Here is a 17,809-nt window from a genome sequence, read left to right as displayed (position 1 = left end):
CCCTTTATTTATTACTCTTCAACTTTTCGTTCCATTAAGTATTTAGCTAATGCATCGATGTCTGAATCAGATACTTTATACGCACCAGTCATTTTATTCCCTGGTTTGTATTTTTCAGGATCTTTAATCCATTTTTTTAAGTTTTCTTCGTTATGTTCTAAAACGCCAGCAACTGTTGTTCTTTCTCCGAAAGTTGTTAAGTTAGGCCCTTTTGCTCCTTTACCAGTTGGCGTTACTGCGTGACAACCTTGACAAGATTGTTTAAATACTTCTTCACCTTGTTTAGCATCAGTTGTTGCTACAGGTTTTTTCACATCCTGCATTTTAGATACCCAAGTTTTAAAATCATCTTTAGACATTGTTTTAACTTTAAAGTCCATTAATGCATGTGATGGTCCACATAACTCTGCACATTTACCATAGAACATATTTTTAGCATCTTTAGCTTTATCACCATCAAATACTAAATAGAATTTATTGATGTTCTCAACATTCGTATCCATCTTACCACCAACTGCTGGAATCCAGAATGAGTGTTTAACATCTGCTGAATGCAATTTGAAATAAACTTTTGTATCCGTCGGTACAACAAGTTCTTGGCTTGTCACAATCTTTTGGTTTGGATATTCAAATTCCCACCAGTAAAGATTTGCAGTTACATCGACTATGATTTCTTTATTTTTTCCTTTTGCATCTACTTTATCCATTGCTTTTGTATCAGCTAATTTAAAAGTAAGCATAACCGTAGGAATCGCTAAAATTATTAATAAAATAATTGGAATTGCAGTCCAAATAATCTCTAACTTATGATTACCGTGCACATCTTTCGGTACAAAATTCTCTCCAACTTTACTACGTCTGAATTTTACTACTGCTAAAACGAAAATAACGACAACAACTGCAATAACAAATAGCATGATGTAAACCGCTAACATCATTAAGTTGAATTGATCTTTTGCAACTTCCCCAGCTGGACGTAAAGCTGATAAATGTGGTTCACCACAACCAGCTAAAGTCATTAATAATAATGAAATTAAGCTCATCAACTTTACATTCTTAAATTTGTTTTTCATTAAATTCTAACCCCTCTTTCACCATTCATAATCAAATCATTTGAATTAATGTAACTACTACTATCATAACAAAAAAGATCATCAAATAGTTTAAAGAATAAATAAACATTGTCATTGCCCATCTGTTTTCTTTAACATTTGACTTAAACCCTGATACAGCAAGCAAAAGCCAACCAAGATTTAAGATTGTGGCAAGTACTATAAAAATAGTTCCTAGTTCATCCATTAAAAATGGTGTTGGAAGAAGTAAAGCAACCCAGAAAAGCATTCCAAGTCTAGTTCTTTCAAAACCTTTAACAGATGGCAACATCGGTATCCCCGCCATAGCATATTCTTCTTTACGTTTGATAGCCAGCGCATAAAAATGTGCCGGTTGCCAAATAAACATAATGACGAATAACATCCATGCTACCTTTGAAAGATTAGGATCAATTGCAGCCCAACCCACAAGTGGTGGAATCGCTCCTGGAAAACTACCTATTATAGTATTTGACACTAAATGACGTTTAGACCAAACAGAATACATCACCACATAACCAAATATCCCTAAGAATCCGATTATTCCTGTTTCAATATTTATCATGAAAAGTAAAACTTCTCCGATGAACATCAATAATAAACTTAGCTGGAATAGTGATTGAGAAGCAATTTTCCCAGTAACACTTGGCCGTTCCTGTTTACTTGGCATAATGCGGTCAATATCTTGATCATAAAAATTATTTAATGCACAACTTCCTGCCATAATAAGTGTGGATCCCGTAAGCATCGTTAATAATTCAGGAATGCTATTTAAAAATGAACGTTGTGTCATCATGATAGCAAGAAATGCTCCCGCAAACGTCGGTATCAAATTTCCTTGAACGAGACCTAGTTTGACAATTGCTTTGACATCTTTAAATGTCAATCGCGTTTGTTCGACCGATTTGACGCTCTTTAAGACTTGTTCATTTTGCATTTTCACCCTCCTTTAACAATACTAACGCATATAATAACAATAATATATGAAAACTGTCACATTTTCTATACATTTTCGAAATTAAATTGTGACATTTTTCTATTTCTCTACAATCATAAATAATTCACGAATGTGACACATTTACTTTAAGGTTAGATTGTTATACTATATCTTAAGTATATACTGAAGTCGCGATGTAATAAAGTTTACATTTACACTTCACGAGCATAATGATAATTAGAGGTGAAGGTATTTGTTAAAAGAAAAGAATTTAAAATGGTTATCTTTGTTTACGACCTTACTGATGATCCTTGTTCAAATCGGTGGTGCACTAGTAACGAAGACAGGTTCTGCAGACGGATGTGGCAATAGCTGGCCACTTTGTCATGGTAAGTTTGTACCGACTCATATTCCTATGGAAACATTAATTGAACTTGCACATCGTGGTGTGTCTGGTCTTGCTTTGATTTCGGTAACGTGGCTTGTTGTTTTAAGCATTAAATATATTGGTCATAAAAGAGAAACAAAATTTTTATGCTGGATGAGTATCGGATTTATTTTTGCACAAGCTTTAATCGGTGCAGCTGCTGTTATATGGCAACAAAATGGATTTGTATTAGCATTACATTTCGGAATTTCATTGATCAGTTTTAGCTCTGTGTTTTTACTCACATTATTAATATTTGAAGTAGACCAAAAGTTCGATGCTACAAAATTAGTGATACATTCTCATTTAAGAAGACATACAATAGCATTAACGAGCTTTATTTATATTGTAATTTATAGTGGTGCCCTTGTACGTCATGAAAAAGCTAGTCTTGCATGTTTGAGCTGGCCACTTTGTAAACAAGGACAAATCCGTTTGCCCGAAACATTTTTTGAATGGGTACAGATGAGTCACCGTACACTAGCTTTTATCTTATTTATCTGGTTAAGTTACGTTGTTTGCCATGCCGTAAAAAATTATAGTCAGTATCGTGTTATTAAATATGGCTACTTAATCGCATTTTTATTAATTTGTTTACAAGTAACGACAGGTGCGTTGTCAATATTTACGATGCTAAATTTATATGTGGCATTATTACATGCATTATTTATTACATTATTATTTGGTTTACTGTGCTATTTCTTACTTCTCATTTCTCGTGCAACGCAAAAATAACCTGCCGCGGCAGGTTATTTTTTTGTGCAATTTTTTAAGCCTCTGAAATTTCCACTAATAAATCTGTCGTTTGTATACTATCCCCTGTATTAACATAAACTTTGTCTATAGTACCTTTGAATGGTGCTTGAATTGTCGTTTCCATCTTCATCGCTTCAGTAATAATTATAGGTTGACCTTTCGTTACAACATCACCTTCTTTTACTTTTACGTCACCGACTGTTCCTGGCATTTGTGCACCGATATGACTTCTATTTTTCGGATCTGCTTTAGGAATTGTTGCTAGACTAGGTTCAACGTTTGTATCCTTAACATATACTTTACGACTCATACCATTAAAGTCGAAGTAAACCCATCTATATCCATCTTCATGAACATGTCCTACACTAATTAAATTCACAATCAATGTTTTACCTTCATCAATAGCTATTTCAACTTTCTCATTTTTACGCATTCCATAGAAGAATGTTGGTGTATCTAGTAACGATACATTTGCAAACTTTTCATGTGTTGCAATGTATTGTTCATAAACTTTTGGATATAAGGCATAACTGATAATATCTTGTTCTGTTACTTGTTTATGCTGTTTTTCCTCAAGTTCATTGCGTAACAAATCGAAATCAACCGGTGCTAATAATTCACCAGGACGAACATCGATACTTTCAATATCTTTCAGTACTACTTTCTTAAGTGCTTCCGGGAAACCATTCACTGGTTGGCCAATCTCACCTTTAAAGAACGATACAACAGATTCCGGAAAATCTAATGTTGCCCCACGCTCAATAACTGACGTTTCATCTAAGTCATTTTGAACCATGTATAAGGCCATGTCTCCTACTACTTTAGATGACGGTGTAACTTTAACGATATCCCCAAACATTAAGTTAACGCGTCTATACATATCTTTAACTTCACTGAAACGTTCTCCTAAACCTAAACTCTTTGCCTGCATCCCTAGGTTAGAGTATTGACCACCAGGCATTTCATGTTTATATATTTCTGTATGTGGTGATTTAATATCACTTTCAAAATCTTTATAGTAGTGACGTACGCCTTCCCAGTAATGCGATAATTTTTCCATACCATCAATGTCAGCTCTCATTTGACGCGTTTTACCATTTAATCCATAGAATAATGTATTGGAACTTGGTTGACTTGTTAACCCACTCATTGCTCCAAGTGCTGTATCTACGACGTCAACACCAGCTTCTATAGCTCTTGAATAAAGCATGACACCATTTCCACTCGTATCATGAGTATGCAAATGAATCGGCATATTTACAGTTGCTTTCAATTCACTTACAAGCTCAAATGCAGCTTCTGGTTTAAGCAGACCTGCCATATCTTTAATCGCTAAAATATGGAATCCTTCGCGCTCCATTGCTTTTGCCATTTTTTTATAATAATCTAGCGTATAAATGCTTGAACGTTCTGGGTTTAATATATCACCAGTATAACAAATTGCGCCTTCAGAAATCTTACCGGCTTTCAGAACCGCTTCATTTGCCACTTTCATTTGATCTAACCAGTTTAATGAATCAAATATTCTGAATACATCGATTCCAGCTTTCGCACTTTCTTCTACGAATTTTGTTACTACATTGTCCGGATAATTTTTATATCCAACAGCATTGGAAGCACGGAGTAACATCTGGAATAAAATATTCGGTATAGCTTTACGTAATCGCTCAAGACGTTGCCACGGATCTTCTTTCAGAAAATTATACGCTACATCAAATGTAGCTCCTCCCCACATCTCGAGAGAAAAACTATCCTTTAGATAATGACTAGTCATCGGTGCTACTTCTAAAATATCTTTCGTACGGACACGTGTTGCAAGTAATGATTGATGTGCATCACGAAACGTTGTATCTGTTATTAAAACATCTTTTTGATCAAGCAACCATTGTTTAACATATTCAGGTCCATGCAAATCTAATAACTGTTTCGTTCCTGATTCTGCACTCGGTTCCATTTTTTCAATATAAAGTGGCTCGAAATTAGGTTTTTCTTTTTTCTCAACACCTGGAAAGCCATTCACAGTCACATTTGCAATATATTCTAACGTCTTCGTACCACGGTCACGCGGTGTTTTAATCTCAAATAGTTCTGGCGTATCATCGATAAAATTCGTTGTATAATTGCCACTCACAAACTTAGGGTGTTTCACGACATTGATTAAAAACTGCAAGTTCGTTTTAATACCACGGATACGCATTTCACGTAATGAACGTATCATTTTTTCTTCTGCTTGTTTAAAAGTAATCGCTTGGGTAGAAATTTTTACAAGTAAAGAATCATAATAAGGAGAAATTTCAGCTCCCTGAAAACCATCACCGGCATCTAAACGCACACCAAAGCCTCCGGTAGAGCGATATGCCATAATTGTTCCTGTATCTGGCATAAAATCATTCAATGGATCTTCCGTCGTAACACGACACTGAATTGCATAACCTAATGTAATAATATCCTCCTGCTTCGGCATAGCAATGCGCCCATCATGCATGTTCTCACCGTCAGCAATCAATATTTGTGTTTTTACAATATCAACACCCGTTACCATCTCAGTTATAGTATGTTCAACTTGAACACGTGGATTCACTTCTATAAAGTAAAAATCATTCCCGCTCACTAAAAATTCTACAGTACCTGCATTTATATAATTGATCTTTTTCATCAACTGAACAGCTGCTTCACAAATGCGCATTCTTAAATCATCATTTAAACCAACAGAAGGCGCAACTTCAACTACCTTTTGATGACGACGCTGTACTGAACAGTCACGTTCAAATAAATGAACCAGATTACCATGCATGTCTCCAAGTATTTGAACTTCAATATGTTTTGGTTGTTCAATATACTTCTCTAGGTAAACTTCTGCATTACCAAATGATTTTAATGCCTCTGACTGGGCACGTTGATAGGCATCTTCCAATTCTTCCTGATTGTTAACGATGCGCATCCCTTTTCCGCCACCACCAGAAATGGCTTTAATAATTATAGGGAAACCATATGAATCTGTAAATTCCTTTACTTCTTCAAAAGAAGTAACAGCATCCTTCGTACCAGGAATAATCGGTAATTCTGCCATTTCTGCTGTCGCGCGTGCTTTCACTTTATCTCCAAACATATCTAAATGTTTCGTTTCTGGACCAATAAATATAATACCTTCTTCAGCACAACGTTCAGCAAAAGTCATATTTTCACTTAGGAAACCATAACCAGGATGAATTGCATTTGCACCACATTTTTTTGCTATTTCAATAATTCGTTCGATATGAAGATAACTTTCAGTCGGACCAATATCCTCACCAACTAAATAAGACTCATCCGCTTTGTATCTATGAAGAGAACCTTTATCTTCTTTTGAATAAATTGCTACAGTTGGTATATCTAGTTCGGTTGCTGCGCGGAAAATCCTTATTGCGATTTCTCCACGATTTGCTACGAGTAACTTTTTAATGTGTTTCATACAATTCCTCCTCGGCTTATTATGTTATCCTTTTCACATATATTATATACAATCCTTTACCGAAATAAAATTGTTAAGTCATATTATACATAAAATATTCATTTGCGTCATACTAATATTACAGTGTGTTATACTCATGCAATGTTTTTACATCAATGATTAATTCAAAAATGCATGTGTCAAAAGACACATGCATTCTTGTAAACGTATTCATTTTTTTGAATAAAATTTATTGTTCTAATGATTTCTTTTTCACATCTTTTGCAGCCATTAATAGTAATCCAATTGCTATTGATAAGCTTAACAAACTTGATCCACCATAGCTTAAAAATGGAAGAGGAACACCTGTTAATGGAATTAAACCAGATATACCACCAAGATTAATAAAAGCCTGAATTCCGATATAACTTGCGACACCTACGCATATAAGTTTATAAAAAACAGTATCTGCAAGTGCTGCATACATAAATCCTTTATATACGATAAAGAATAATAACGAAATAATGATGATGACACCAACGAGCCCTAATTCTTCAGAAATAACTGCAAAAATAAAGTCTGTATGGGGTTCAGGTAGATAACCAAGTTTCATCACACCATTTCCTAAACCTTTACCAAATATACCTCCATTACCAATCGCCATTAACGAGTTGGATAAATGGTAACCAGCACCCTCTTCATCTTTAAAAGGATTAGCAAGCACCTCAAAACGTTGCTGTTGATGCGTCGCTAAAAACTTACCAGTGATTAAAAACATACCACTCATAATAAGGACCACAGCACCACTTACTAAACCTATCATAATCATCATGGCACGAAATGCGATACCTGAATATAAAAAGATACAGCCGATTATCATTAAGATTATCATTGTAGATCCAAAGTCATTCTGGATTATAACAAGTCCTGCACAAATACCTACTAAAACAAGTGGTGCAATAATATCCCAGCTCATCTTTTCAAGATTTTCTTTCTTATCATAAATATATGCTAAATAAATAATTACAACAATCTTAAGTAATTCTGAAGTTTGTAACTGCATAAAACCCAGAGGTAACCAACTTTTAGCACCGTTTACTTCTACGCCAAATAAACGCGTAAAAAGTAATAGAATCATTATCGTGATAATCGAGAATTGTTGGACGCGTTTATTTTTAATAATTTTAATGGACATGAAATAGGCCATAAAAAAGACGATACCAAAACTCAAGATAATTGTAACCAGCTGTCTAATATAAAAATAAGATGCATTTACTGGACGACCACCTGTCAACGTCCCACGCGTTGCGGCGACCATACTAGCGCTATATATCATAACGAGGCCAATGAGTACGAGTGCCACATAACTTAAAAGTAGTGGAAAGTCTACATACTTTGTATATTCTTTTATATAATCAATAAAATTTCTTATGTGTTTCAAAAGAATCCGCTCCTGAAATAAAATTAAGTCTAAAGCAAACGCTCTAGACTTTAGACATTTGTGAAGGCATCATGTAATTTAGATAGTTCTTTCTCGAGAGCAGATAAAATCTTTTTGCCTTCATCTTTTTCAATTAATCCGATACGTGTTGCAAAATCTACTTCACGACTTAAACCGAACATCTGTGTATCTAACACCTCTTCATAAAGAGGACATTGTGGCATTGTTAAATTGTCCATTTGAACTTTAATCAACTGCAAAATTTTTTCTGCATCTTGATTGAGTTGGTCATATGCCTTTTGTTTGTAATCTAAATGGTCACGCATAGCATACACCTTCATTTCATTATTCTTATACTTTAAAATTCTATATGACAAGTCCTTAAAAATCAAGCATTTACTTAAATAGAATATGGTATTATAAATATGAAAGGGTGATAGTATGATTATACAGATTAAAGGGAAAGTAAAATTCAATATTACATTAGATCCATCTACTTTTATCTTTGATGATCGTAAAGTTGAAATGGAAGCACTATTACAAGGTAAATCCTCAGGAGAAGAAGCAATAACCTTCCAGGATAATTATGAATGGAACCGTGAAATACTAGAAGGTGGTTCAAAACCTCCGACGCTTGTATCTGAAAAGAAATTTAAGAAACAAGCTTTACTTGAGGGAACATTTTTAATGAACATGCATTCATTTATTATTAATGCAGAACCAGATAGTGACGCAACAAAAGTCGAATTATCGAATGAAGATACTAAAGTGCAAATTACTTTAGATGAATTGAAGGTGTTATACTTCCAGTTTTCTAAAGACGGTAAACGTTTATACGACGATGGCATGGTAGATGCTTATTTATATAACGACGAACTTAAATTAATCATGAAACACGTTACAGGTATTGCGTTAATTTAATTTATAAGATAATCATTCGAAATTTATCATCACAAAAAGAAGCTCAAGACTTTCGTCTTAAGCTTCTTTTTGTTGTCGCTCTTTATGCAATCGATATCGATACAATCCAAGTACAATCGCTGCAATGATTAAACTTTCACCGACAGGTAAAAATACTGCCAGGAAGTTTAATATAATACAGCCCAGGAATAATAGAATATATATGACCACGTTTTGCCAAGGTTTTAACTTTCTCGCAAATCCTAAATTATAAACGATTGCACTTAATATAAATATCGCTATCAGCAAATACCACATGCCAGTCTCTGGATGTTTATCAACTGCAAAAAGTTTAGCAAGAAATGACATTCTTTGTTCAGGATCTACGCTCACTTGCGCATTTCCGATCATAAAATTCATTGATTACTCCTCCTCTTGCATCGCTGCTTTTGCTTTCTTTTGCTCTCTTTCACGTTGAGATTTATCTAACGTTTTCTTTCTTAAACGAATTGATTCAGGTGTAACTTCAACTAATTCATCTTCATTTAAATATTCTAAAGCTTCTTCTAACGTTAAAGTTCTTGGTTTTTTCATTGTTGTTGTTTGTTCTTTAGTAGCACTTCGAATGTTATTAGCAGCTTTTACTTTAGTGATATTTACTGTTAAGTCATTATCACGTGAATTTTCACCAACAATCATACCCTCATATACTTCAGTTCCCGGTTCCATAAAGTTTACACCACGGTCTTCTAAAGCTAAGATAGCATATGTTGAAGCTACCCCTTTATCCATAGAAACTAATACACCATTACGACGTCCGCCGATACGACCTTTTAATAATGGACGATATTCATCAAATGTGTGGTTTAAGATACCATAACCACGTGTCATAGACATGAACTCAGTACGGTAACCGATTAATCCACGTGCAGGTACATTGAAGATTAAACGTGTTTGACCATTACCACTGTTAACCATATCAACCATTTCACCTTTACGTGTTCCTAAAGATTCAATTACAGATCCAGTATTTTCTTCCGGTACATCAATTTGAACGCGTTCATATGGCTCATATTTCTTACCATCGATTTCTTTTACGATAACTTCTGGTTTAGAAACTTGTAATTCAAACCCTTCACGACGCATGTTTTCGATTAAGATAGATAAATGTAATTCTCCACGCCCAGAAACAGTCCAGCTATCAGGTCCAACAGACTCAACGCGTAATGATACGTCTGTCTCAAGTTGTGATTCTAAACGGTCCTGAATATTACGCGCAGTTACAAATTTACCTTCTTTACCTGCAAACGGAGAATTGTTAACTGAGAAAGTCATTTGTAATGTAGGCTCATCGATACGTAAGATCGGTAAAGCTTCCGGAGTATCTACTGGAGTAACCGTTTCACCTACGTTAATGTCTTCCATACCAGATACGGCAATTAAATCACCAGCATATGCTTTTTCAACTTCAACACGTTTTAAACCGAAGAAACCAAAGATTTTAGTAACACGGAAATTTTTAATTGTTCCGTCAATCTTTATTAACGAAACTTGTTGTCCTACTTCCATCGTTCCACGGAATACTCGGCCAATACCGATACGACCAACATAATCATTGTAATCTAATAAAGCAACCTGGAATTGTAATGGCTCGTCACGGTTATCAACTGGTGCTGGTACATAATCGATAATCGTTTCGTATAAGCTTTGCATGTTTTCATCTTGAGTCGACGCATCAAGACTAGCAGTACCATTAATTGCAGAAGCATATACTACAGGGAAATCTAACTGTTCATCATTTGCTTCTAATTCAATAAATAAATCATATACTTCGTCTAAAACTTCTTCAGGTCTCGCTGAAGGTTTATCTATTTTATTTACTACCACTACAGGTTTTAAATTTTGTTCTAATGCTTTCTTTAATACGAAACGTGTTTGAGGCATAGTTCCTTCATATGCATCTACAACTAAACATACACCATCTACCATCTTCATGATACGTTCTACTTCACCACCGAAGTCAGCATGCCCTGGAGTATCCAGAATGTTGATACGCGTTCCTTTATAATCGATCGCTGTGTTCTTTGCTAAGATCGTGATACCACGCTCTCTTTCGATATCATTCGAATCCATCGCACGTTCTTCAACATGTTCATTTGAACGGAATGTACCTGATTGTTTTAATAATTCATCAACAAGGGTAGTTTTACCATGGTCAACGTGGGCGATAATTGCAATATTACGAACATCTTCTCTAAAATTTGTCATTAATTTGTTTCTCCTTAATCGAACTACAGTTTATTATGTAACTGTGATATTATATCATATTATAGGTTAATTATATATCGATAAATTCCAGATTCAAAATATAAGGGGTGTTTTTTTTGAAAAAAAGTAAGTTACCGTTTTTACTGCTCGCAATTTTTGCTGTGATTATGTTAATCGTTTTTAGTATTGGTTTAGCTGAATTAAATTATTTACTAATTGTTATTTCAATTGTTTTATTCATTGCAACTTTTGGATATGGATTTACACTAAAAAGTCAATACCGAAAAAATGATTGGTTATAGTAAATTTGTAAAACTGCAAAGGTATCTTTGCAGTTTTTCTTATATTTTGAATCAAATTTAATTTTCTGTACAATTATTTATTTAAAAATTGAAATGCTGCAATTTGCACACAATTCAATGGTCTATTATATTATCACTGTATTGATTCTATTTAGAGGTGATAACATGATATTAAAGCCAAGACAAAAGAATAAACATCTTGCTTATTTAGAAGCTTTAGAAGGAAGAATTGAATTTTCTGAAGAACAGTTAGAGAGATTAGCATTACTGCGCAATATCGAAAGATTAGAAATTGAATTTGAAACTTTTCTAAATCATTTAAATACCGATTATTTTGATATGATATGGCAATTTAATTATTCAGATTATCATGTTGATGCATTAATCAATGTCATATTAGTATCTGAATCTGCAATCTATCTTTTTAAACTCAACAATTATTCTGGCCCTCATTATGTCAATAATGAAGGCATTCTGGCACACTACATTACTGAACATCCGCAGTTGGATATATTACAGTTAAACTGTGTAAAATATTCGATATATTCAATATTAGATACTAAATACAAACATTTACCAATATATATTAAATGTGTGTGCATGGATGAAACGTTTGAACTTGATTCCAATTCTGATCACTATCCATTTCTTTTTAGACACGATATCATTCCATATATTAATAAAATCAACAAAATGAATAAAAAAAAAGCACTCAGAACGGTGAGTACTTAAAAAGTGCACATATTGAGCCAATCCTCAACAAACAATCTGCTTATAGTACAGGGATTGTCTGTCCAAAATGTAAAGCATTAAATCACATTTCAAAATACAAATCACTTGCATATTGCGGCCAATGCCAGACGATACATACTATCGATGAAATTTTTAATTATACTTTGAATGCATTAATTCAAATTCACTCAGATCAATCGATTACAAAGGCAAAAATACAAAGATTTTCTGATTATTTCTTTACGAATTATCAATTACAAAAACTATTTCCAAAATCCAAAAAGAAACAAATAAAACAAATTATCGTTTAGAAAATCTTCCTTGATGAATTTTTTCTAATTCTAATTTAAACGGACTAAGATAATCATTCATAATTTCAGTATGAAGCGACTTATTCGCTACAACTATAGAATTTGCAGTTAGTAAATTAACCGGTTCTCCTAACTGATTTGTTACGATACCACCAACTTCTTCAACAATAATCAATCCACCTGCAAAATCCCAAGGGTGTAAGCGAAGTGTAATATATGCATTTATCTTGTTTGATGCTACATACGCAAAATCTAATGCAGCAGAACCATAACTTCTTGCACTGCGTGAATCTCTGACAAGCGGGATATAAATATCTCGCGTAAAATCTTTCGTTAACCAATTTGGGTTCATAGAAATAATAGACGTCGCGAGTGGTGTTTCTGTTATATTTTCTAACTTTACACCGTTTTTGTATGCACCATATCCAGCACGCGCTTCAAATAATATGTCTCGCATAACATCATAAACAACACCTGCATATTTTTCACCATCAATAAATATACCGATAGAAATCGCAAAATTTTCTTGTTGATGGACAAAATTTAATGTACCATCTATCGGATCTATAATCCAGATGACGCCGTTTAAATTGTCGATATCTTTTCCACTACCCTCTTCACCAATAATTCGATGGTCCGGATATGTATCTTGTATACGATCAAAAAGAAATTTTTCTGTTGCTTTATCCATATTTGTAACAAGATCATTTGGGTTTGATTTTGTTTCTATTAAAAGTGGTTCATTTAATTGTTTGCGGATATTTTCTCCAGCCTGCAATGTGATATCTTTTAAAAAATTATAAAGTTCCATAAGCACTCCTCCTGTTCCATATATTATACACAAGAATAAATATATGCAAAAATGTTTTATCTTTATGTTTTTTCATGTAATCTTGTATTTATCATGATTCATTTGAATTAAAATTAAAAATAAGCTAGGTTTCTATGGTTAAATATACTTTTACAAAAAAAGATTTCGATGTTTTTAATATTGATGGCCTTGCACCACGTATGGAAGCATTGATTGAAACGACACATCCTAAGCTAGAAGCTCTAGGAGAACACTTTAGTGCATATTTAAGTGAACATACAGATGAAACTTTCTATCCACACGTTGCCAAACATCTACGCAGAAAAACTAATCCCCCAATTGATACATGGGTTGCTTTTGCTACGAATAAACGTGGGTATAAAATGTTACCTCATTTTCAAATTGGATTGTTCGGCAGTCATGCATTTGTATTATTCGGTATTATTTATGAGTCCCAGGATAAAGAACGTATGGCGAAAAAATGGAAGAAACAAATCAAAACAATTCAAGAATTAGGTGATGAATATATCATTAAAGGCGATCATATGAAAGAAAATTATGATCTCATTAAAGATATAAAAAAGAAAGATATCGAAGCTTATATCGATCGGCTTATTAATGTCAAAAAAGGTGAATTAATGTTTGGTAAGGTGTTCTTTCCTAATGATGCTGCTTTAATATCTGATAAAGCATTTATTCAGGAAATTGAGAAAACATACTTTGAATTATTACCTTTATATCAATAAAAAAAACGCCCGAGGCGTTTTTTTATTGATTACGATTATTGTAGCTATCACGACGTTCGTTAACTGCTTCTTTTGTATTATCAACATAAGTTACACGATCACGATCACCATCAAGATTGTTATCAAACGTATTATGTTCATTTGATGCGTTGAAATCATGATCAACATTTGAATGATTTTTCTGCTCTATTACCGTATCACGCTCAGTATCAACTGTACGATTGTTGTAGTTTACTTCACGTTCTTTAGTAACATCAGCATCATATACATAATCATTATTACGCTCACGTTCGATTGTTTCGTCACGTTCAACATAAGTAGGTGCAACATTGCGTTTTCTCTCAACTGTTTCTACTTCACGATGATCTTCATAATAATCATTATTAGTAATTACTTTATCTTTACGTGCAAATAATAAAATTGCTGCGATAAAGAAAAATAAAGGAATAAATCCTAAAATGATTGTTAAGAATAATGGTGCAGTCAGTAATCCTGCTAATAATAACATAACACCAGCTAAAATACGCTTTTTCATTTTAAGTAATCCAATTAAACCAAATAGTAATGGTAAAATTGTGTATGCTACAATCCCCCATACACTCTTTATCATTAATGGAACTAATTCATCTACTGACATGTTTGCTTCATTTAACGAATTTTGAAAATCAGGATTTTTACCAAATTCATTATTTAATGCTTCTTTTAATTGTGTAACAAACTCCGGATTATTACCGTTCACTAATAATTGATAAAGACCAAAGATAGAAAGTGCTAATAATGGTAACCAAGCTAACCACCCAAAGATTTTTTCCGGAACGCGACTTACAGGTTTAACTGTTTGTGTGTATTCTCTACGACTCATATGTTCATCTCCTTATAACTTTACTTAAATATTCTATACCCTACTATAACCTATATATGCATGAATTTAAAAATAAAACAAAAAAGTAAGACATCAGCCTTACTTCTTGTTAATTCAAACTCATCTTAAATTTTAAAAATAGTTCATTATATCTCTTAATATTCTCAAATCCTAAATCTTCGTAAACTTCAAGTTTTTCCTGTACTGACTTACTTGGATAAAAGCGTTCATCTTCTCTCGTTTCTTTATCAAGTAATTTATAACTTGCTGTGTTTGGAGTAGCATAACCAACCCATTCAGTATTCTGCTTACCAATTTTTGCATCTAATAAAAAATTAATAAATTTATGTGCACCATCGACATTTTGTGCAGTTTTAGGAATCACCATATTATCGAACCATAGATTTGATCCTTCTTTCGGTACAACAAAATCTAAATTTTCATTTTCAGTCATAATATCAGCACCCATACCACTCCAAACAACTGCAACATCTGCTTCTTTTTGAACCATCATTGTATTGATTTCATCACCAACAACACCTTTTACATTCGGTCCTAATTTTTCAAGCTTTTGTTCAGCTTTTTCAAGTTTTTGTGGATTTGTTGCATTTAATGACTCACCCATGCTATTAAGTGAAAAACCAAGTGCTTCACGGGCACCATCAACGATGAGTACATTATTTTTAAGACGTGGGTCCCAGAGACTATCCCAACGCGAGAAGTCAATCCCTTTTGTTTTATCAGGATTATATAATATACCTACAGTTCCCCAGAAATATGGAATCGAATATTTATTACCTTTATCAAAATCAAGATTCATAAAATCTGGATTAATATTTTTTAAGTTTGGAAGTTTCTTATGATCTATCGGAATAAGAAGTTTTTCTTCTTTCATCTTCTGAATCGCATATTCACTTGGTACAGCAATATCATAATGTGTCCCACCATTTTTAATTTTTGCGAGCATTGATTCATTAGAATCAAAAGTTTCTAAAATTACACGAATGCCATACTTTTTTTCAAACTTTTTAAGTAATGCCGGATCGATATATTCTCCCCAGTTATAGACATAAAGTATATTACCTTTACCACTTTTGGGTGGTGGATCGATAAACTTTGCTGAGAAAAGTAAAAGTACAGCAACTGCCAGTGATATAAGAATTAACTGCATCAATTGCTTCATTTCACAACACCTGCTTTCACTTTTCTTCTTTTATCATTGTTATTTGAGATTAAGTAATAGATTACAATGATTGTCATCACAATTAAGAATAGTAATGTACTGATTGCATTAATCTCCATAGAAATACCTTTTCTCGCCATTGAATAAATTTCGACTGATAGTACACTAAAACCATTACCAGTAACAAAGAAGCTTACTGTAAAGTCATCAAGACTATAAGTTAATGCCATAAAGAAACCAGCGATAGCGCCAGGTAATATATGCGGAATGACAACCTTTGTAATCGTCTGGTAAGTACTTGCACCTAAATCATAGCTTGCATTGATTAGTGATTGATTCATATCGTATAACTTCGGTAATACTAGTAGTACGACAATCGGAACACAAAATGCGATATGTGATATCAACACAGACCAGAATCCTAAGCCCATACCTGTATAGTGACCGATTACAGTAAATAGAATTAAAAATGATGACCCGATAACGACATCGCTACTCACCATCAATATATTATTTAAAGTAAGTAAACCAACTTTTAATTTTTTATTTCTCATGTAGTGAATACCTAAAGCACCACATATACCTATAACTGTAGAAATACTTGCTGCAATTAATGCAACAGCTAATGTATTAACGATAATGACCATTAAACGCTTATTTTGAAATACAGCTATATAGTGATCTAATGTAAATGATTTAAAATGATTCATATTTCCAGCGGAATTGAATGAATAAAACATTAAGTAGAATATTGGAAAGTATAAAATGAACAATGCAAATGCTAAAAATATTTTAGATTTTAGTTTCATTTGACATCCCCACTTCCCTCTTTTGACTTTGTAATAATCATGACTAACGCCATAGCTAAAATTAAGAATACAGCTATTGTAGAACCCATACCGTAGTTTTGTGTGACAAGAAATTGTTCTTCAATCGCTGTACCTAAGTTAACGACTTTGTTTCCGGCAATAAGACGCGTAATCATAAATAGACTTAATGCAGGAATAAATGTCACTTGAATACCTGTTTTTACACCTTCCCATGATAGAGGCATAATTACTTTTCTAAACGTTGTCATCTCATCTGCACCTAAATCGCGTGATGCTTGTAATAAGTTTTCCGGAATAGCATTCATACTATTAAAAATTGGTAATATCATAAAAGGAATATAAATGTATACCGACACAAAGATAAATGCCGTGTTAGTAAATAATAAACTCGTTGCGGGAAGGTGCATCCAGTTCAATAAATCATTGATGGTACCTTGCTTACTAAAAATACCGATAAAGGCATAAGTTTTTAATAAAAGATTAATCCAGGTCGGCAAAATAATGATAAGTAGCCAGAACTGTTTATTTTTTGCTGTGCGTAAAACCATTGCAATCGGATAAGAAATGATGAGACATAACAGCGTAATTATTACTGCATACCAGATTGAACTGAGTGTCATATTAAAATACGACATCGTAAAGAAATCTTTATAATTTTCTAAAGTAAAATGACCACTATTGTTTGTAAAACTTGTATAGAAAATCATCACTAGAGGCGCAATAATAAATATAACAATCCAGATTAAATAAGGAATAAGAAAATATTTTTTTGCTTTTTCCAT

Annotated in this window: 17 protein-coding genes; 5 read left to right on the top strand and 12 right to left on the bottom strand. The window is 33.3% G+C overall.

Annotated elements, in window-relative coordinates:
* Positions 1–11 precede the first annotated feature (11 nt).
* Both coxB and cyoE read right to left on the bottom strand, forming a co-directional pair.
* Positions 12–1,073 carry a cytochrome c oxidase subunit II gene (coxB, locus tag BHU61_RS02645; protein ID WP_111714491.1) on the bottom strand — a complete coding sequence of 354 codons (1,062 nt, stop codon included), beginning with the start codon at positions 1,071–1,073 and terminating at the stop codon, positions 12–14.
* Positions 1,074–1,104: 31 nt separating this feature from the next.
* Positions 1,105–2,028 carry a heme o synthase gene (gene cyoE / locus BHU61_RS02640; protein WP_096076873.1) on the bottom strand — a complete coding sequence of 308 codons (924 nt, stop codon included), beginning with the start codon at positions 2,026–2,028 and terminating at the stop codon, positions 1,105–1,107.
* A gap of 253 nt (positions 2,029–2,281) precedes the next feature.
* Here cyoE and BHU61_RS02635 point away from each other — a divergent pair, with 253 nt between their 5' ends.
* The gene (locus tag BHU61_RS02635) at positions 2,282–3,190 is read left to right on the top strand and encodes a COX15/CtaA family protein (protein ID WP_111714490.1); all 909 of its coding nucleotides are present in this window, start codon (positions 2,282–2,284) and stop codon (positions 3,188–3,190) included.
* A 34-nt stretch (positions 3,191–3,224) separates the two neighbouring features.
* Here the strand turns inward: BHU61_RS02635 and BHU61_RS02630 are convergent, their stop codons facing one another.
* From BHU61_RS02630 to BHU61_RS02620, 3 genes are all read right to left on the bottom strand, one after another.
* Positions 3,225–6,662: a pyruvate carboxylase gene (locus BHU61_RS02630; RefSeq protein WP_111714489.1), complete on the bottom strand. Its 3,438-nt coding sequence runs from the start codon at positions 6,660–6,662 to the stop codon at positions 3,225–3,227.
* Positions 6,663–6,891: 229 nt separating this feature from the next.
* Positions 6,892–8,082: an FtsW/RodA/SpoVE family cell cycle protein gene (locus tag BHU61_RS02625; protein WP_111714488.1), complete on the bottom strand. Its 1,191-nt coding sequence runs from the start codon at positions 8,080–8,082 to the stop codon at positions 6,892–6,894.
* Positions 8,083–8,132: 50 nt separating this feature from the next.
* The gene (locus tag BHU61_RS02620; protein WP_096076877.1) at positions 8,133–8,408 is read right to left on the bottom strand and encodes an Fpa/YlaN family protein; all 276 of its coding nucleotides are present in this window, start codon (positions 8,406–8,408) and stop codon (positions 8,133–8,135) included.
* A gap of 118 nt (positions 8,409–8,526) precedes the next feature.
* On the opposite strand from BHU61_RS02620, the gene BHU61_RS02615 reads away from it, so the two are divergent.
* Complete coding sequence (locus tag BHU61_RS02615) at positions 8,527–9,003, top strand: hypothetical protein (protein ID WP_170122475.1); 477 nt, start codon at positions 8,527–8,529, stop codon at positions 9,001–9,003.
* Between the two features lie 57 nt (positions 9,004–9,060).
* Here the strand turns inward: BHU61_RS02615 and BHU61_RS02610 are convergent, their stop codons facing one another.
* Entirely contained in the window at positions 9,061–9,402 is a 342-nt protein-coding gene (locus BHU61_RS02610) for a YlaH-like family protein (protein WP_099580732.1), read from the bottom strand.
* A 3-nt stretch (positions 9,403–9,405) separates the two neighbouring features.
* On the bottom strand, positions 9,406–11,250 hold the full coding sequence (gene typA, locus BHU61_RS02605) for a translational GTPase TypA (protein WP_111714486.1): 1,845 nt from the start codon (positions 11,248–11,250) through the stop codon (positions 9,406–9,408).
* Positions 11,251–11,366: 116 nt separating this feature from the next.
* Between typA and BHU61_RS02600 the strand changes: the two genes are divergently transcribed.
* On the top strand, positions 11,367–11,552 hold the full coding sequence (locus BHU61_RS02600) for a DUF5325 family protein (RefSeq protein ID WP_111714485.1): 186 nt from the start codon (positions 11,367–11,369) through the stop codon (positions 11,550–11,552).
* A 165-nt stretch (positions 11,553–11,717) separates the two neighbouring features.
* Positions 11,718–12,284 (top strand): hypothetical protein, encoded by a 567-nt coding sequence (locus tag BHU61_RS02595; RefSeq protein ID WP_111714484.1) that lies wholly within the window; start codon positions 11,718–11,720, stop codon positions 12,282–12,284.
* Between the two features lie 300 nt (positions 12,285–12,584).
* Here the strand turns inward: BHU61_RS02595 and BHU61_RS02590 are convergent, their stop codons facing one another.
* A complete protein-coding gene (locus BHU61_RS02590) occupies positions 12,585–13,406 on the bottom strand; it encodes an inositol monophosphatase family protein (protein WP_111714483.1) in 822 nt (273 codons plus the stop codon).
* 134 nt (positions 13,407–13,540) lie between these two features.
* Between BHU61_RS02590 and BHU61_RS02585 the strand changes: the two genes are divergently transcribed.
* Positions 13,541–14,152, top strand: coding sequence for a YktB family protein (locus BHU61_RS02585; RefSeq protein ID WP_111714482.1), 612 nt, complete (start codon positions 13,541–13,543; stop codon positions 14,150–14,152).
* 22 nt (positions 14,153–14,174) lie between these two features.
* Here BHU61_RS02585 and BHU61_RS02580 read toward each other — a convergent pair whose 3' ends face one another.
* From BHU61_RS02580 to BHU61_RS02565, 4 genes are all read right to left on the bottom strand, one after another.
* A complete protein-coding gene (locus tag BHU61_RS02580; RefSeq protein ID WP_111714481.1) occupies positions 14,175–15,014 on the bottom strand; it encodes a DUF4064 domain-containing protein in 840 nt (279 codons plus the stop codon).
* A 109-nt stretch (positions 15,015–15,123) separates the two neighbouring features.
* The gene (locus BHU61_RS02575; RefSeq protein WP_111714480.1) at positions 15,124–16,197 is read right to left on the bottom strand and encodes an ABC transporter substrate-binding protein; all 1,074 of its coding nucleotides are present in this window, start codon (positions 16,195–16,197) and stop codon (positions 15,124–15,126) included.
* Positions 16,194–17,006, bottom strand: coding sequence for an ABC transporter permease (locus BHU61_RS02570; protein ID WP_111714479.1), 813 nt, complete (start codon positions 17,004–17,006; stop codon positions 16,194–16,196). The genes BHU61_RS02575 and BHU61_RS02570 overlap by 4 nt, the downstream gene beginning before the upstream one ends.
* Positions 17,003–17,809 (bottom strand): ABC transporter permease, encoded by an 807-nt coding sequence (locus BHU61_RS02565; RefSeq protein WP_111714478.1) that lies wholly within the window; start codon positions 17,807–17,809, stop codon positions 17,003–17,005. Before BHU61_RS02565 ends, BHU61_RS02570 begins: the two co-directional genes overlap by 4 nt.

Origin of the sequence: Macrococcus epidermidis (assembly GCF_003259695.1) — a bacterium.
GTDB lineage: Bacteria > Bacillota > Bacilli > Staphylococcales > Staphylococcaceae > Macrococcoides > Macrococcoides epidermidis.
Note: the sequence above shows the minus strand (reverse complement) of the source record. Positions and strands in the feature narration are given on the sequence as shown.

Excerpts from the sequence above, each read along its gene's own strand:
- coxB (WP_111714491.1), bottom strand. The coding sequence starts at position 1,073 with ATGAAAAACAAATTTAAGAATGTAAAGTTGATGAGCTTAATTTCATTA.
- cyoE (WP_096076873.1), bottom strand. The coding sequence starts at position 2,028 with ATGCAAAATGAACAAGTCTTAAAGAGCGTCAAATCGGTCGAACAAACG.
- BHU61_RS02630 (WP_111714489.1), bottom strand. The coding sequence starts at position 6,662 with ATGAAACACATTAAAAAGTTACTCGTAGCAAATCGTGGAGAAATCGCA.
- BHU61_RS02620 (WP_096076877.1), bottom strand. The coding sequence starts at position 8,408 with ATGCGTGACCATTTAGATTACAAACAAAAGGCATATGACCAACTCAAT.
- BHU61_RS02610 (WP_099580732.1), bottom strand. The coding sequence starts at position 9,402 with ATGAATTTTATGATCGGAAATGCGCAAGTGAGCGTAGATCCTGAACAA.
- typA (WP_111714486.1), bottom strand. The coding sequence starts at position 11,250 with ATGACAAATTTTAGAGAAGATGTTCGTAATATTGCAATTATCGCCCAC.
- BHU61_RS02595 (WP_111714484.1), top strand. The coding sequence starts at position 11,718 with ATGATATTAAAGCCAAGACAAAAGAATAAACATCTTGCTTATTTAGAA.
- BHU61_RS02590 (WP_111714483.1), bottom strand. The coding sequence starts at position 13,406 with ATGGAACTTTATAATTTTTTAAAAGATATCACATTGCAGGCTGGAGAA.
- BHU61_RS02585 (WP_111714482.1), top strand. The coding sequence starts at position 13,541 with ATGGTTAAATATACTTTTACAAAAAAAGATTTCGATGTTTTTAATATT.
- BHU61_RS02580 (WP_111714481.1), bottom strand. The coding sequence starts at position 15,014 with ATGAGTCGTAGAGAATACACACAAACAGTTAAACCTGTAAGTCGCGTT.
- BHU61_RS02575 (WP_111714480.1), bottom strand. The coding sequence starts at position 16,197 with ATGAAGCAATTGATGCAGTTAATTCTTATATCACTGGCAGTTGCTGTA.
- BHU61_RS02570 (WP_111714479.1), bottom strand. The coding sequence starts at position 17,006 with ATGAAACTAAAATCTAAAATATTTTTAGCATTTGCATTGTTCATTTTA.
- BHU61_RS02565 (WP_111714478.1), bottom strand. The coding sequence starts at position 17,809 with ATGGAAAAAGCAAAAAAATATTTTCTTATTCCTTATTTAATCTGGATT.